The sequence below is a fragment of the Lysinibacillus sp. TE18511 genome (assembly GCF_054062295.1).
Genome location: NZ_JBSSFD010000028.1, coordinates 1 through 16,334, shown reverse-complemented (window position 1 = coordinate 16,334; position 16,334 = coordinate 1). Strand labels below are relative to the sequence as shown.

Below are 16,334 nucleotides of genomic sequence, written 5' to 3'. Positions count from 1 at the left end.
GAGAAATGTTTACGGAACTGTTGGCTAAATCAGGGGCAGATAAAAGTGTAGCGGAGACCATTAGAGAGCATACTGACAATTTATTAGACAGACATAGTAAATTTCAAGAAATATATCCGCATGCATTGAGTAAAGAAGATTGGGCACTTTTAGCAGAAGCGGCCGAATATCATGATGTTGGGAAAGCAAATACCAAATTTCAAAATAAGGTACGAAAAATAGAGAATAAACAATTGGATTTATTAGAAGGTATAGAAGAAATACCTCATGCCTATTTAAGTTGTGCATATATGCCGTTGAGGGAAATGTTAAAACGATATGGTAAAGAACAAGTTCATATTTTGATGTTAGCCGTATACTATCATCATGAAAGGAGTGAAGAGAGATTAGAAGATTGTAAAAAAGTAATTGAACAAGATTTGATAAACTATGTTTCCGCATTAGCAGACGAAGGATTTAATGTAAATGAAATACCTAAACATAATTTTGGGAAGTTCACTGATAAAGAATTTTTACGGGTGCGCGAAAATTTATATCACTTTGTTCGTATCAAAGGATTGTTAAATAAGTTGGATTATGCTGCTAGTGGTCATCTTGATGTAGAAATCGCGCCAGGGGACGTATTCGGTAAAGTGGATAAGTATTTTAAATCATTAGGCTATAGAAAAAACGATTTGCAAGAGTATTTATTCCAATATCAAAATGATAATCATGTGGTCATTGCGTCAACGGGGATAGGAAAAACAGAAGGGGCTCTTTATTGGTTAGGACAAGATAAAGGTATTTTTACACTGCCATTAAAGGTTTCGATAAATGCGATATATGATCGAATTTATAAGGATTTCGGCTATGAGCAAGTAGGATTACTCCATAGCGATATGCGCTCGGAATATGCAAAACGAGCAGGGGATCAAGATTTAGATTTATTTGCAATCAATCATACGAAACAATTGGCACAGCCGTTAACCATTACAACAATTGACCAAGTGATTGACTTTGTCGGATTATATCCAGGATTTGAATTGAAATTAGCCATTTTTTCATACAGCAAGTTCATTATTGATGAAATACAAATGTATAGCCCTCGTCTAGTTGCATTCATTTTAATGGGGTTAAAGTACATTACAGATATGGGTGGGAAATTTTTAATTATGACAGCAACTTTGCCTCCATTGTTTGTTGAGGCGATGAATAAATTAAAAATCCCTTTTAAGCAACCTGATAATCCATTTTTAAAGTTGAATGAACATGGAAAAGTGATGAATCGTCATGTTATACGAATAATGGAACGAGATTTAACAGTTGAAGAAGTAGCTGCACATTCGCTAAATCAAAAAGTGCTAATTATCGTCAATACAGTTAAGAAAGCACAAGAATTATATGATGCATTTATTGATGCGGATTGTGAAGTGAATTTACTTCATAGTCGATTCATCAATAATGATAGATCCGAAAAGGAAAAGTCTATCAAGAAATTAGGTAAAAGAGATTGTGATGAGACAGGTATTTGGATTACTACTCAATTAGTAGAAGCAAGTGTAGACATTGATTTTGATATTTTATTTACGGAATTATCGGAAGCGACAGGGCTGTTTCAACGGATGGGGCGTGTCTATCGTGGACGCGACTATAACGGTACAACACCGAATGTTTATGTATTTACTGGTCATGAATTGCCATCTGGGGTATCAGAGAGTGATAAGCGATCCGTTGTAGATTATACGATTTATCAAAAATCAAGAGAAGTGTTACTGCAATACAACAATCAACTTCTAAAAGAAAAAACAAAAATGGATATTATCAATCAAATATATAGTAGAGAAGCGCTTGGTGATAATTGCAGCTATTTAAGGGTATTTGATATAACGCTAACACAGCTTGGAAATGTTTTACCGTATGAAGAAAAAGAGAAGCCAACATTACGTGATATTGAAAATCAAACGATTATTCCTCTTGCGGTATATCAAGAAAAGAAAGAGGAAATACAGAAAATACAAAAGGAGTTGAAGGAGAAGCCGAATTTGCAACAACGAATAACGCTTCTTAATCAGTTGCAAGAGTATACAATATCTATTCCAAAATGGGCGTATAAAATGGCTGAAAAAGAATTTAAGTATGATGCTATTGCAATTGATAAATATACAAACTATCCGATAAATGCTTTTCGATATACAAAAGAAAAGGGTCTTATTTATGAAATAGAGGAAGGTGCTAATTTCTTATAAGGGGGATGACATAATGCAGTGGGGTGATTTGAAAGTAACAGGTTTACAAGTGCAATATTTAAAAGTATGTGAACGAAAGCTATGGCTACATGCTCATCAAATTGGCTTTGAAGATGAATATGACAAAGTACAACAAGGGAAAGTATTACATGAAACATCGTATCAGCGTAAAAAATCGAAGGAAGTTCTAATCGATAATTTAATTCGAATAGATCTGTTGGATGGGGATTATGTTGGGAAAGTGAAATCGAGATGGTGGGGGCTGACCAAGCGCAGTTATTGTACTATTTATTTGTACTGGATCAAATGGGCATCCAACGAAAGGGTAAAATACATTATCCAAAGGAGAAGCGTGTAGATGAACTTGAATTAACAGAGCAGGATAAGCAAGAAATCCCTAAATGGCTTGCACAAATTCAAAAAATCATTCAACTAGAGAAGCCACCGATAAAGAAAAAACTTAAGTATTGCACGAAATGTGCATACTACTCTTTTTGCTGGGTAGGTGAAGAAGGATGAAAGATTTATATTTATTCAATAATGGAAGAGTGCAACGCAAAGATTCTACGATTTATTTAGTATTGGAGGATGGTACAAAAAAACTGTACCCATTGAACAAGTAGAAAATTTACATATCTTTGCGGAAATGGACTTTAATACATCTTTTATTAATTTACTAAATCAAAAAGATGTTAGTCTACATTTCTATAATTATTATGGTTACTATTCTGGCAGTATATACCGCGTCGAAAAAAGGTATCTGGTTTTGTCGATGTCAATCAAGCAGCACATGTACTTGATTTAAATAAAAGGTTATATATCGTACAACAATTTGTCTATAGTGCTATCCACCATATGCTCCGGAATATGCGACGTTACAAAGAAGAAGTCGGGGAATTGATTTCGGAGATTATTGCCTTGAAGGAAAAGGTTGCTGATGCACAAGATATACAAACTTTAATGGGCATTGAGGGAAAGGGCGTTATACGTATTACCGAAGTTTTAATCATATTATTAAAAATCCGGATTTTAATTTTAGAAAACGAGAGAAGCGGCCACCGACAGATCCGATTAATGCGTTAATTTCGTATGGGAATAGTTTGATGTACACAGCCGTATTGTCAGAGATGTATAAAACACAATTAAATCCAACGATAAGTTATTTACATGAACCAGGCTCGCGGCGATTTTCATTATCTTTAGATTTAGCTGAAATTTTCAAACCTTTGCTGATGGATAATCTAATCTTCACATTAATTAATAAGAAGATGATACGTCTTGAACATTTTGAATATGTGGAAGAAAACATTTGCTTTTTAAATGCTACAGGACGCAAAATTTTTATAACAGAATTTGAAAATCGTATGCGTACAACCATAAAACATCGTAAACTAAATCGTCAAACATCCTATCGATTTTTAATTCGTTTAGAGTGTTATAAGCTCATCAAGCATTTAATTGGAGATGAAGATTATAAAGCTTTGAAGGCATGGTGGTAGGATGTATGTATTAGTTGCGTATGATGTGGATGCAAAGCGTGTCGCCAAAGTGCATAAAGTATTAAAGAAATATTTAACTTGGACACAAAATTCATTGTTTGAAGGTGAAATTACAGAAGGCTTATTAAAGCAATGCATGGCTGAAATTGCATCAAAAGCAAACCCATCTGTTGATTCTATTTATGTCTATCGAATTGCAAATCCTAAGCATATCAAAAAGGTGATTTATGGAATCGAGAAAGATTTTGAAAGTATGTTTTTATAAATTGCAGTGAATCATTTTTTATATAAAATTGGATTAAAGCCTTATATACCAATGTTTGTAGTTGTTTTTTCATTAATTTGAAAATGATCATTAGCGGTGTACTGCAAAAATGATAAATGATATAATAAATAAGACTCTCTGAACCCTTGGTAATAAAGGTTTTTTAAAATGCCTTTAGGGTGGGTTTTTCATCAACTAAGTGGAATGTGAATTGCATTAACTCTAAGACTTGCTTAACATCGCTTACAGTTTTTCATCAACTAAGTGGAATGTGAATAGTCATACGAAAATCTACTATATCAATATCCACATGAAGTTTTTCATCAACTAAGTGGAATGTGAATTAATATCCGTCAGCTACGTTTTTAATATGGGACGCAGTTTTTCATCAACTAAGTGGAATGTGAATGTTGGATATTGTGTAGCAAGGATTTGACGGAATCCGTTTTTCATCAACTAAGTGGAATGTGAATATATGCGTCACTGCTACGTCAGTAATACCGAATGGGTTTTTCATCAACTAAGTGGAATGTGAATTTTTCTTGTCTTTACTATAGCGATGATAAGCACCGGTTTTTCATCAACTAAGTGGAATATGAATTTAAAAGAAGGATTAAGATTCGATGAAGATGGTAACTTGTTTTTCATCAACTAAGTGGAATGTGAATCTGTGTGGGATGCCGATTTTACTCAATGATTCTGGTTTTTCATCAACTAAGTGGAATGTGAATCTCGGGTACTTCTTGACCATCTTCATCAACGTATAAAGTTTTTCATCAACTAAGTGGAATGTGAATTTACTTATATCATTAGGTGTGAATAAAGGTAGTTTAGGTTTTTCATCAACTAAGTGGAATGTGAATATATGAAAAGGAAAGAGAAAAATTAAATGTCTTACTGTTTTTCATCAACTAAGTGGAATGTGAATTTTGTAGATACTGATAATGATTGGACCAAACACCTGTGTTTTTCATCAACTAAGTGGAATGTGAATTTTGAGTAGGTTGTTGTAGTAGTGTTTTTTGTTCTTGTTTTTCATCAACTAAGTGGAATGTGAATAACAATGTGGTCAATGTCTTTAACGATAGTGACACAACGTTTATCATCAACTAAGCGGAATGTGAATTTTGTAAAGCAGTATTGTTTGATTTTATAGTTTCGTTTTTCACTTCTATTTTAGAGGATAGCTAAGTCTTATTAAGCTAAATGGCGCTTTAGTTTAATAACCTATAAAAAACTACTCTGTGAGATTCTATCACAGATAACTGTCCGTAGATCTAACCAGTATTTTGTCTTTCAGTACTTAGTAATTGCGGTTTCTCCGGATGCGGAAATCGGTTTATAGTCGGATCTATGCATCTTTACGCATCCCTTTAGTATAAACTTCGCCACCAAAAGAATAGATGTTTCACTGTCAAAATTTCGACTATGAGAATTTTGAGATGTTGCAGAAATAGTAGGGCGAGAACATTTGCAAATGCTATCATTGGAAGTAAAGTAGCTATAGATGGCACTTTAAAAGTACTTTTTTCTTAATTACAATTGGATTTTTATTATTTTTTTGGGAATCATGAAAAATTAATGCTCTTCCTACTGGATTATGTGCACTCAAAACTGGAGTGACTTCAAGGGTTACTTAAAAAGGTAATTTACGGTATTGAGAAAGATTTTGAAAGCATGTTTTTATAAATTGCAGTGAATCTATTTATATATAATTTGATTAAAGCCTTATATACCAAAGTTTGTAGTTGTTTTTTCACTGATTTGAAAATGATCATCAGCGATGTACTGCAAAAATGATAAATGATATAATAAAAAAGACTCTATGAACCCTTGGTAATAAAGGTTTTTTAAAATCCTTTTAGGGTGAGTTTTTCATCAACTAAGTGGAATGTGAATGGCTTATGGTACGACATAGCACGCTGACTATCGTTTACGTTTTTCATCAACTAAGTGGAATGTGAATTTTATTAACTCTTGAACAATGTCCTTACCGATATTGAGTTTTTCATTAACTAAGTGGAATGTGAATGTTATAGGTGCTACACTCTCCATTTTTGACGCATTTGTTTTTCATTAACTAAGTGGAAAGTGAATATGTCAGAAGAAGCAAAAGAATCTTTATTAGAAGCAAGTTTTTCATCAACTAAGTGGAATGTGAATCTTGGTAAAGCATAGTTTTCAAATGTTAAATCATTTATTTTTTCATCAACTAAGTGGAATGTGAATGTTAGTAAAATACCGAACGACACTATTGCACGGTTTTGTTTTACATCAACTAAGTGGAATGTGAATCGTGACGAAAATGGCCAACGTAATGATTCTGTTCAGTTTTTCAACAACTAAGTTTAATGAAAAGTGTGCAACAGGATTATTTCAATTTGAAGCGAAAACTAGCTTATATTAATAACACATTTTTGAAATAGCTATTCATAATCTGTTGTTTTTGGGTACATATGGGAATAAGCAATAAAAATCGATGGGGAGTGGAGAAAAGAAAGAAGAAAGAATATTATGTAGGGCTTCACGGTTAGCGAAACGGTTTCTTTCTGGGAATTAATAGGGGTATTTTAATTAGTAAAGCCAAGAAAAGGGTAGTACACAAAAATCATGTAAAGAAGCGGAAGCTAAAAGTTAAACGGATTACAGCTGTTGTAAAGTTGATGATTGAGGATGAACAAACCTAACAAAAATACAAAAAGAGGTCACATCTAACTAGGTGTGGCTTTTTCTTATGCATCTAATAGAGAGTGAATAGAATGAGGGCATTCGAATACTGCAGTCATGTTTGTTATCAACTTTACGGAACAGAAGAGGTGGTACTATGCAAATAACAGACGGTGCATGGACTTTTGATACAGAAGTGATCGATAAGGTCGCAAATAAGATAGTAAGAGATGAGCAGGACCGAGAAATGTTAAATGCATTTGCTCGCTATGCTTATCGTCGCTACAAACAGATTAGAAATAGTGTAAATCCCCGAAAGTGTAAATATATGTGGATTGATCAAGTGCGTGAACATTTGAAATCACCAGCAAAAATACAAAAAGTTAGCAAGTTATTAAAAATGACAGATGAAGAAGTGCATTACGTTGTAGATTTTGTTAAAGCGTATTTGAAGTATGTAAAATAAAAAAAGCTCCCGGGTAAAAGAAATAGTAGAGGATTAATTTTAGCTCAAGTTCTCTTTGCATAGTAAAGGTTATAAACCCAAAAAGGTAAACATTTTGTAAGGATTGAGTTCAGTATCGTCTTGAACTTAGTCCTTTTCATTTTGTCTTCATTCGTGTTTGATTGCTGCCAAAAGAAGTGAAAACTTGATGAGCTTGGATTTATAAATGAGGAATGATATATGCAAGGTTATCATTTCTCATTTATCTACACTATATAGTATTATAAAGTTTCAGGCGTGTTGATCCTGTCGCTTCGCTTTTATCGCAGAGCAAAACTTCCCGCAGGAAAGCGAGTAGCCCGTAGCGGAATTCAGAGCCTTTTATTTAATTAGGGAGGATAATACGTACCTGATAAAGTGTAGAATTAAGGAGTGTGAGAATATGAGATTCATGAAATTCCTTCTGATCATTTTAATTTTCCTAGGTGTTATTGGTTATGGGGTTTATCATTATGGTACAAAAATTGCATCTGATAAGATAGCAGATACAGTAACAACAGAATTAGAGAACAGCGGACAAAAAGATGAAATTAAGAATGTGATTGAAAGTGACCCACAACTAAAAACATATATGGAAGAGGCTAAAACTGCAGATAGCAGCAAATTGCCGTTTACGACTAAAGAAGAAGCTACAAAAGTATTAATTCAAAAAGTTGGTATTTCGGAGCTTAATAATATAAGAGTTAAAGTACAAAACGGTTCGATGACAAAAGAACAGGTCATTCAAGAAATGGAAGGTAAATTAACTGAAGAAGAAATTATGGCACTAAAAGTAATTGTTTATAAAGAGTTATATCAATAGAACGTTTATAGACTGAAAAAAAAGCAACGTTGCATTTAATTGCAAAGGTTTAGGACATGCCCCTGAAGCATGTCCTAATTTTTTTTGCTTTCTAAAGCAAAGTAGTTCATCTTGCAAAAAAAAATAGTAAAGCTTTGTCCCTTATTGTTGTCAAAACCTGTATATAAGTTAATAAAGCGGAATTGCGATGAAGTGTGATTGGTTGAAACGCAATTGTCCATAGATCTCAAAGACAAAAGGAGGGGCATCATGGTCATATTTAGAGTTCAAAAAAAAGATAATTATGTCGTGTTGGATAAAGGATTTTTGAATGACAATCGTTTAAGTTGGAGAGCAAAAGGTTTACTTGCTTACATGTTGTCATTGCCAAATGATTGGTTATTTTCTATTTCTGATTTAGCCATTCGAAGTAAGTGTGGTCGTGATACAACGGCTAACATTATCAAGGAGCTAACGAATGCTGGCTATATTCACAAGGAGCAGGGCAGAACAAATATAGGGAAGTTTGGCAAAATGGATCTCTTAGTGTTCGAAGCACCGCAAGCTGCACCGTTTACTGAAAATCAGGTAACGGAAAACCCGTTGACGGAAAGTCCACTGACGGAAAATCCGTCACTACTAATTAATAAATCACTAAATAATAATTTACTAAATAATAATTTACTAAATAAAAATAACAATGAAGATAGGAGCCATTTGTCAACAGAAAATCTTTCAAAAATACAAACAGCCTTCCAGTTTTATGAGCAAAATGGCTTTGGCGCTTTAGCTGCTCATGTTGCATACAAAATCGGTCACTGGATTGATGACCTTTCGGAAGAGCTTGTTATTCATGCTATGAAACTAGCAGTAGAAAACAATATACTTCGTTGGAATTACGTTGAGAAAATTCTACACGATTGGACTAACAAAAAATTTAGAACGATTGAGGAGGTAGAAGCGCACCGACTTCGATATACCGCTCAAAAAAAACAACGACATCATTCAATCCGATCCAATCAACAAGGGCGTCAAGAAATTGTTCCTGAATGGTTCCATCAACGTCATGAGGATAACAATGATACGGAAGCGGGCAAAGCTATTGATTTTGAAGCTGAACGTCAAAAAATTTTGGCAACTTTAAGGGAGGCTAAAAGGAGTAAAAGGTGAGATATTTTCAATTCAATCCCAAAGCAAAAGCTTTTGTATCAATGTAGGAAATATACCGACTTATGCATGATATGATACTATAAAATGGAAGTTTACTATAAAGCAAAGGGGCACATTAATGAGCACAAATTTTACTTTTACAACTTTTCCTGAATTCGAAACGGCACGTTTTATTGTTCGAAAAGCACAGGAAAATGATTGTTTTGACCTTTTTGAGCTTTACTCCGATGAAAGTGTTGTGAAATACATACCATTGGCACCGTTTAAGTCAATTGAGGATGCAAAACATGAAATGAATTGGTATGAAAAAATTTTTAAAGAACAGATTGGGTTAAGGTGGGTAATTGAAGATCCTATGACTAAAAAAGTAATTGGAACATGTGGATTTTTACATTATGAAAAGGCCCATAATCGTATAGAAATTGGTTATGATTTAATGCCTACTTATTGGGGTAAGGGCATTATGAAAGAGACCTTAGAAAGTATCATACATTTTGCTTTTACAAAGATGAACATTAATAAAATAGAAGCAAAAGTTGAACCAGAAAATACATCATCGCTAAGATTGTTGGAAAAATTAAATTTTCAACAAGAAGGTATTTTACGAGAGCATGAATTTGAGAAAGGTCAGTATGTTGATCTTGTTATTTTCTCAAAATTGAAAAGGGAATATCTATAATATGTTCTCTCTGTCAGAAGGTGTGGTTTTTTGAATATAAACCCTCAAGAATAGTACTACGATCCTTGAGGTTGAAAAAATTATACCATCACTTTCTGACATCCAAATTATCTGAGCAATAGGATAATTGAATAATTAAAGAGCTTTATACCATAAAGGTTTAGCGGAATTGAAATCATCATGATCTTGGATAATCAAATGAATTCTTTCTAAAGCATCATCAAAAGATGAAGGGTCGTAATGTTTAGTCCACACGATAGTGGAAAATATATTCATGGCTGCATATAAGGCATATATCCGCCAAAAAGTATCATCAGGTGACATTGAGAAATAACCATTAATTTGTCCAATACAATAAGGAATACTAAGTCTTCTGCTAAACAAGGAAAGATTATAAAAATCATGATAGGGATCTCCAAAATCATACCCATTAAAATCAATTACTCCATTGAAATCACGATTGAATATGATGATATGTCCGAGATGAAAATCATCATGGAGTAAGGTTACAGGTCTATCTTTTAGCAGGTGAAAATTATGGTTAATAAAATCGAGTATTTTCTGCTCCTGTGGAATTTTAAAGCGATCCTTTTGATATTCACTTAAATAATAGTTGAATTTCTTTCGTTGTGCAGCTTCCCAACTCAAAGGGTGTGGGGCTTGTAATTGGTGAATTTTTCTTAATTCTTTGCCGGCAGCAAGGCCAATCGTAAATTGCTCCATATCTGAAAGATTCTTTATGATTTCATCTGCAGGAGTTCCTTCAATGTAACTTAGCAACATGACAGATAAATTTGCATCAGTTTTGTATTCAATCGCTTTATGCGTTTGTACACCTTGTTTTTCTAACTCTCTAAGCAATGAGAATTCTATTTTTCTCTTTTCATGATATTTCATGTCCGATAAGCGTATAAAATACTTGGTTTGACCAATTGTTACTATGTATTTTTCATCTGGTGAATAGCCTTTATCAATTTTCTCTAGCAATGAATAACCTTTAAGACTCGATATGTTGTTTATAACATCTTCAATTATCATTATTACTTCCTCGCTTTCACAATTCAGAAGGTGAATGATACTATGCGTAGAAGTAGTTGTCAATTATTTTCTTGTATTGTAAATTGAAGGAATGGTTAAGTTGAATTTCTTTGTGAAGATTCCCGTTTCATCGGAGGTGGGGCTTGTATTTTGTGAATTTTTCTTCATTCTTTGCCGGCAGCGAGGTCAATAGTAAATTGCTCCATATCTGAAAGATTATTAATGAGCTCATCTGCAGGAGTTCCTTCAATGTAACTTAGTAACATGACAGATAAATTTGCATCATTTTTGTATTCAATCGCTTTTGCGTTTGTACCCCCTGTTTTTCTACTCCAATAAAGTCGGTGATCGTATGTTTAAGCAAAGTATCAGATTGCCATTAATATATTTTGTAGTATTAACCGCGTTAAAGTTTATTTCTAACAAAGAGGTTAATTGATTTGAAAACATAATGTCCAGTTTTATAATGTTCTTGTTTATTCTGTTATATAAATGGGCAGAAATTCCGTATAAGTGGAATAAGGACGATGAATGAGTAAATATAAACAATAATTTCCTATTCAACTCCCACGAAAGAACTTGATCATCTTTCATTTTCTGTGATGTAGCGCTGTATTTTGCGCTACATGGATGGCTAACGGAGCAGGTTAGTCAAACACTACGTTGTGACGCATAAAATATACATTGAAAGAATGTAGGGTTTATCATTCTAAACAACCGGTGCAAGAGTTGCTGAACAAACATGATACAGCAGCTCTTTTTCTTATTGAAGTAAGTCTTATTGATCTAGTAGGGCAGAAATTACAAAAGAGGTATTTGTTATTTTATGTATAATTAGTATATATGGGGCTATTTAGTTTTTATAGCCGAAACTTAAGGAAGGGGTGACATATTGAAAATGATAGAATTTCAAAAAAGCATGCTAATGAGAGGCATTACTTCTTAACTAAGGTTTAATCCTCTCAAAGGTAATGGGAGGAAAAATAAAAGATGATGAATTTAGGAAACATGGTAAGAGGAGTAGCTTCTGATGCTGTTGCTCAGAGTCTCGTTCAATTCTGGGGATATGACGAGGGCACTTTGGAGTTGTGGCGTGCAAGTTCAAACTTTGTGTACGCTTTTGAACGTAATCAAGTTCAATATTTTTTGAGAGTTAGTTTTGAGCAGGATCAATCTATTGAACAAATAAAAGCTGAGTTAGAGTTTATGCAATATTTACGATTAAATGGATTTCCATCGGTAACACCAATTCAATCAATAAGTGGAGAACTAATTGAAACACTAAAAACACCAGAAGGAACGTATATTGCCGTTGTCTTTAGTGCAGCAAACGGAATCAATTTGGATGCCGATACTATTACTGCAAAACAGATGGAGAAATGGGGAAGATCACTTGCCTCACTTCATTTTTTGTCAAAAACTTTTGAGCCTGTGACAGAAAGAAGAAAAAGTTGGCTGGACACAGTACAATTCATGGAAAGTGTATTTAAAAAGCATCCAGGAGAACAAATAGCCCTTCAAGAGCTAAGTAGGGTGTCAAATTGGCTTCAATCGTTACCTACTAACAAAAATGTGTTCGGATTGATACACTATGATTTTCAATTGGATAATATCTTTTTGGAAGAGGATAAGGATCATAGTTTCAATATAATCGACTTTGATGATGCAATATATCATTGGTATGCACTTGATATTGTAACAGCACTTGATGATTTTATTGAAGATGACAATCCTCATTCAAAATTACTGATTCAATCTTTTTTGAACGGATATCGTTCCAAAATGGATTTAGAAAATGATGTAGTGGCTCAATTTCCGCAGTTTCAAAGATATGCAAACTTATATAAGTTCTCCAGAATATTAAAGTCTTTGGATTATGGTGAAATAAATGAAACGCCATCTTGGTTTGTTGGATTGAGGGATAAATTAGTTCGTGTTGCAGAGGAATTAAGACGAAGCTTTCAAAAACCATGGCAACAAGATAAAGTGAAATAAATTAATAAGCCATTCCAAACTTTTGGAGTGGCTTTTACTTTTATCTCATAAATAAATGAATAATAAAGTAGAATTATTTTATTTAGACAATGATGTTAATTTTATTATAGGGATAGTGAAAAAATGTACTTAAACTAACAGGTGCTGTACTTGAAGAATATTGAGCTTTTTAGACAGCTCTTATTTTTTTTCACCAAACGGCGCAGTTTAGTTATAAAAGGAAAAACATGGTTTTTGTTTAAATTTATGCAATAATAGAAATATTAAAAAAACGTAATTCAGGGAGGTTTTTATGCAAACTGCAATACCAGATACTTCTATGTTTCTAATTATTGGATTGTTCATTTTAGTTCGTAGAATCCGTTCTATGTACAAACCAACCAAAGGCAGAGGAGGGCGATTAATTTTTCCTCTTCTATTTTTAACCCCAGGGTTTTCACTTTTTCTGAACGCTTCTGGGCATGTCACATACCTTCAATTATCTATAGCAATTTTTTTAGGAGTGGGTTTTTCGATTCCTCTTATTTTATGGTCAGATTATGAAATACGAAATGATGGTTTAATTTATGCTAAGAAAAGTTCTGCTTTTATCATTACTTTCTCCATTATGATTGCTTTACGTTATTATTTTCGACAACATATTTCTTCTATCGAACCAGGGACACTCAATATGCTAATTTACTTACTTATTATTTGTTATTTAATTCCTTGGAGAATAGCTTGCTATATAAAATATAAAAAGGTTCTTAAACAAAAAAATGTGATCAGTTTGTAGAACTTCGTATATCTCTAATACCACCAAAATGAAATAAGGAGTATAAGTTTAGAAGAGCTGAAGTGCGATGAGGAGTTGTCATATAGCATAAAATGCCTCGAAGAAGATATCCTGTATAAGGGATTTCTCCATGAAGTTTTCTCGTGCGAGGAACGAAATGTTTAATCCACCAATTTCCGAAGATGACGACGGTGTATCGTCATCTTCACTTTTCTTCTTTAATTTAATGGAGGATTTAATGCAACAAGTATTTATAACGTATACAAAATAAACATAATAAACGTTCCCGAATGTGAAAGTTTGGAAACACATTGAAATAAACCAATGTGGTTTTTTACCGCATTGGCTTATTTTCTTTTATGAAACAACTATGAGGTTTTTTCAAGTAAGGTAATCCGCTTATAATCAAATCAACACTTATAAAAAGAATAATAAAAAAGGAGAAATGAATAGTGAGTTTGTATATTACGAAAGAAATAAATAAAGAGGATAAACGGAAAATTAATGATGAGCTTTATAGGTTTAATTTAAAACATTTTGCAGTAGATTTAAGAGGTCGATACGAAGAAATCAATTTAATTATTAAAGACGAAAACAGCATTGTACGTGGCGGTATACTTGCTGAAGTGTGTTGGAATTGGTTAGAAATTCACACCTTTATCATAGATGAAGATTTACGAAAATCGGGAACTGGAACGAGATTATTAAAAGAGCTTGAAAAGATAGCTTTAGAAAAAGAATGTGATTTCATAAAGGTAGATACGTTAAGTTTTCAAGCGTTAGGTTTTTACGAAAAAAATGGATATAAAGTGTTTGGGAGTTTAGATAACGTCGGTAGAGATTATAAGCATTACTATTTAAAAAAAGATTTAAATAAATGTTAATCTAATAGAATAGGAAGGGAAATGTTAGGAAAAGGGATGCTACATATTAGCCATGTATAAATATGTAGCATCCCTGATTTTTTTCGATTTAGATCTTGATAACATATGATAACCACGATGATCTAAGGGCCTCATTAATAAAATCTAAGCATTAGAAACAAATTTTGATAAAACTAGTACTCAAGGTTTAAAACCATTGAAATTAGGCTCCGCACTTTTGGCTGTATTGAAAGGACCTACATCACTACATACCCAAAGGAGCAACTATTTTTCAGACCCACCCTGGTGACCTGCATAGTTGGCCTCACCGGGATCAAGATCAATGACTATGCGGTGCGGAACAGCCAATGCATATTGATGCTCGCAGCGCCAACGCATCTCCTCTGTAAAACCGATCGTTTCTCCATCTGTAATAATATCGCCTTGATTAAACAAATAATAAGCAAAGTTAGTCAAGCAGTCTGCAACCTCATTGGTTTCCATATCATAGAAGTGGCATTGCAAATCAGGAATGCCTAGTGCCGCAAGCCCAATGGAATCCATGAGACCTTCCTGGCGTTCACTGCCAGTACCCTCAACATTGTAGAATCGAATGTTCATTGCTCCATACAACATTTCGCCCTCATCAATAGCAGCCAAAAACACGGATGGCTCGACCAACTTATTGCTTTCTCTAAAATAAATCGCAGCACAAGGGACCGTTTCCACTATTGCACGAAGAACATTCGTATGTAGCTCCAATCTTTTTTGGGGCTCCAGTCCAGATGCCATCATATCGACAAGTAACAACGCGTGACTACACTCTTGCAACGTTTGGCGTGCTTCATTCCAATGCCAACTTTGCTGCAAAGCGGCTTCGTAATCAGAAATCGGACCTACCTTCATGCCAGTAAGCGTTGTTTGTGCAGGCAATTCTCCTTCCGCATATTTCACCATATAATTCAAATGAAAGAAGTGAAGCATTTCGCCTTTCTCATGTTCCTCATAGGGCTCCCATACTGCCAGCGAACCACTCTTTTCATTTTGTGGTAGATCTGTTTTCCCCATGTATTGTTCTATCTTGCTGTAGAGTAGTTCGCGGTCCACTACTGGCTTTTCTTTAAACAGCAGTTCAATAGCATAAACTCTAGCAAATCCGAAGTCTTTCTCCTGCTCTATGATTTCATTCATAAGGCACTCTCCTTCATTCAATATTGTTTTCTTAATCATATATTGATGTGTTCATCAACTTCATCAAGAATACACGAAAGATTACCAACCGCCCATCATACTTTTTCCCTATCATTACCAATTGTGAGTGCCCATATGTTTTACATCCTTCAATTTTTTATATAAAATAATTTATCACTTTTTTAGGGCCACTTAGGAGTTGGTCGTCATACAGATTCACATAACACCAATATTTGTAAATGTGTTATGCTAGAATAAAACATCTGATTATTCAGTGATTAAGCTAACAAGGTAGGATAAATTAGTAAAAATGATATGTAAATCTACAAGAAATAAGAGGAGAACGTGTAATGATTATCATGATAAATGGAGCATTTGGTGTGGGTAAAACCACTATTGCAAATAGGCTTCAAAACGAAATTAAAAATAGTATGATTTATGACCCTGAAGAGATAGGTTTTATGTTAAGAAATGTTGTTCCAGAGGATATAAAAAGAAATGAAACCTGTACAGGGGACTTTCAAGATTTAGATGGATGTATTATAGATGAGTGGACACACCTCGGTTAAATCAATAGAATTGAGTAAAGAGAGGACGTGTCCGACCATGAGTCAAAAAAAGTACAATAAAGAATTCAAACAAACAGTAGTCGAGCTTTATCGCTCGGGTACACCGGTCAAT

At 33.8% G+C, this 16,334-nt stretch carries 15 protein-coding genes, 1 pseudogene and 2 CRISPR repeat arrays; of the genes and pseudogenes, 14 read left to right on the top strand and 2 right to left on the bottom strand.

What is annotated here, in order from left to right; genetic code table 11:
* The first annotated feature begins 5 nt into the window (after positions 1 to 5).
* The 9 genes and pseudogenes from cas3 (at position 6) to ACVWXS_RS17850 (ending at position 9,791) form a co-directional block, all read left to right on the top strand.
* Positions 6 to 2,225, top strand: coding sequence for a CRISPR-associated helicase Cas3' (gene cas3 / locus ACVWXS_RS17890; RefSeq protein ID WP_456959466.1), 2,220 nt, complete (start codon positions 6 to 8; stop codon positions 2,223 to 2,225).
* A gap of 13 nt (positions 2,226 to 2,238) precedes the next feature.
* Positions 2,239 to 2,583 (top strand): Dna2/Cas4 domain-containing protein, encoded by a 345-nt coding sequence (locus ACVWXS_RS17885; protein WP_456959464.1) that lies wholly within the window; start codon positions 2,239 to 2,241, stop codon positions 2,581 to 2,583.
* Positions 2,478 to 2,744 carry a Dna2/Cas4 domain-containing protein gene (locus ACVWXS_RS17880; protein WP_456959463.1) on the top strand — a complete coding sequence of 89 codons (267 nt, stop codon included), beginning with the start codon at positions 2,478 to 2,480 and terminating at the stop codon, positions 2,742 to 2,744. The genes ACVWXS_RS17885 and ACVWXS_RS17880 overlap by 106 nt, the downstream gene beginning before the upstream one ends.
* A 127-nt stretch (positions 2,745 to 2,871) precedes the next feature.
* Positions 2,872 to 3,724: pseudogene (cas1b, locus tag ACVWXS_RS17875) on the top strand (type I-B CRISPR-associated endonuclease Cas1b).
* Position 3,725: 1 nt separating this feature from the next.
* Positions 3,726 to 3,989: a CRISPR-associated endonuclease Cas2 gene (cas2, locus tag ACVWXS_RS17870; protein ID WP_456959461.1), complete on the top strand. Its 264-nt coding sequence runs from the start codon at positions 3,726 to 3,728 to the stop codon at positions 3,987 to 3,989.
* 183 nt (positions 3,990 to 4,172) lie between these two features.
* Positions 4,173 to 5,115: direct repeats of the CRISPR family, unit length 29 nt; unit sequence GTTTTTCATCAACTAAGTGGAATGTGAAT.
* A gap of 743 nt (positions 5,116 to 5,858) precedes the next feature.
* Positions 5,859 to 6,284: a CRISPR direct-repeat array (repeat unit 29 nt; unit sequence GTTTTTCATCAACTAAGTGGAATGTGAAT).
* 529 nt (positions 6,285 to 6,813) lie between these two features.
* On the top strand, positions 6,814 to 7,122 hold the full coding sequence (locus ACVWXS_RS17865; RefSeq protein WP_456959459.1) for a hypothetical protein: 309 nt from the start codon (positions 6,814 to 6,816) through the stop codon (positions 7,120 to 7,122).
* Between the two features lie 421 nt (positions 7,123 to 7,543).
* Positions 7,544 to 7,963, top strand: a complete 420-nt coding sequence (locus tag ACVWXS_RS17860) for a hypothetical protein (protein ID WP_374966849.1) — start codon at positions 7,544 to 7,546, stop codon at positions 7,961 to 7,963.
* A 249-nt stretch (positions 7,964 to 8,212) separates the two neighbouring features.
* Entirely contained in the window at positions 8,213 to 9,112 is a 900-nt protein-coding gene (locus tag ACVWXS_RS17855) for a DnaD domain protein (protein ID WP_456959457.1), read from the top strand.
* A gap of 118 nt (positions 9,113 to 9,230) precedes the next feature.
* On the top strand, positions 9,231 to 9,791 hold the full coding sequence (locus ACVWXS_RS17850) for a GNAT family N-acetyltransferase (RefSeq protein WP_223556763.1): 561 nt from the start codon (positions 9,231 to 9,233) through the stop codon (positions 9,789 to 9,791).
* A 135-nt stretch (positions 9,792 to 9,926) separates the two neighbouring features.
* On the opposite strand, the gene ACVWXS_RS17845 is transcribed toward ACVWXS_RS17850, so the two are convergent.
* Positions 9,927 to 10,829 carry an aminoglycoside phosphotransferase family protein gene (locus ACVWXS_RS17845; RefSeq protein WP_456959455.1) on the bottom strand — a complete coding sequence of 301 codons (903 nt, stop codon included), beginning with the start codon at positions 10,827 to 10,829 and terminating at the stop codon, positions 9,927 to 9,929.
* A gap of 990 nt (positions 10,830 to 11,819) precedes the next feature.
* Between ACVWXS_RS17845 and ACVWXS_RS17840 the strand changes: the two genes are divergently transcribed.
* The 4 genes from ACVWXS_RS17840 to ACVWXS_RS17825 all read left to right on the top strand — a co-directional run bounded on the left by ACVWXS_RS17840 (position 11,820) and on the right by ACVWXS_RS17825 (position 14,483).
* On the top strand, positions 11,820 to 12,824 hold the full coding sequence (locus ACVWXS_RS17840) for a phosphotransferase enzyme family protein (RefSeq protein ID WP_456959454.1): 1,005 nt from the start codon (positions 11,820 to 11,822) through the stop codon (positions 12,822 to 12,824).
* Between the two features lie 292 nt (positions 12,825 to 13,116).
* The gene (locus ACVWXS_RS17835) at positions 13,117 to 13,599 is read left to right on the top strand and encodes a CcdC family protein (protein ID WP_456959453.1); all 483 of its coding nucleotides are present in this window, start codon (positions 13,117 to 13,119) and stop codon (positions 13,597 to 13,599) included.
* 130 nt (positions 13,600 to 13,729) lie between these two features.
* Complete coding sequence (locus tag ACVWXS_RS17830; protein ID WP_223556757.1) at positions 13,730 to 13,870, top strand: hypothetical protein; 141 nt, start codon at positions 13,730 to 13,732, stop codon at positions 13,868 to 13,870.
* A gap of 181 nt (positions 13,871 to 14,051) precedes the next feature.
* Positions 14,052 to 14,483 carry a GNAT family N-acetyltransferase gene (locus ACVWXS_RS17825; RefSeq protein WP_456959451.1) on the top strand — a complete coding sequence of 144 codons (432 nt, stop codon included), beginning with the start codon at positions 14,052 to 14,054 and terminating at the stop codon, positions 14,481 to 14,483.
* A gap of 264 nt (positions 14,484 to 14,747) precedes the next feature.
* Here the strand turns inward: ACVWXS_RS17825 and ACVWXS_RS17820 are convergent, their stop codons facing one another.
* Positions 14,748 to 15,653: a DUF4261 domain-containing protein gene (locus tag ACVWXS_RS17820; protein ID WP_456959449.1), complete on the bottom strand. Its 906-nt coding sequence runs from the start codon at positions 15,651 to 15,653 to the stop codon at positions 14,748 to 14,750.
* A 350-nt stretch (positions 15,654 to 16,003) separates the two neighbouring features.
* Here ACVWXS_RS17820 and ACVWXS_RS17815 point away from each other — a divergent pair, with 350 nt between their 5' ends.
* Complete coding sequence (locus tag ACVWXS_RS17815) at positions 16,004 to 16,222, top strand: hypothetical protein (RefSeq protein WP_456959448.1); 219 nt, start codon at positions 16,004 to 16,006, stop codon at positions 16,220 to 16,222.
* Positions 16,223 to 16,334: the final 112 nt, after the last annotated feature.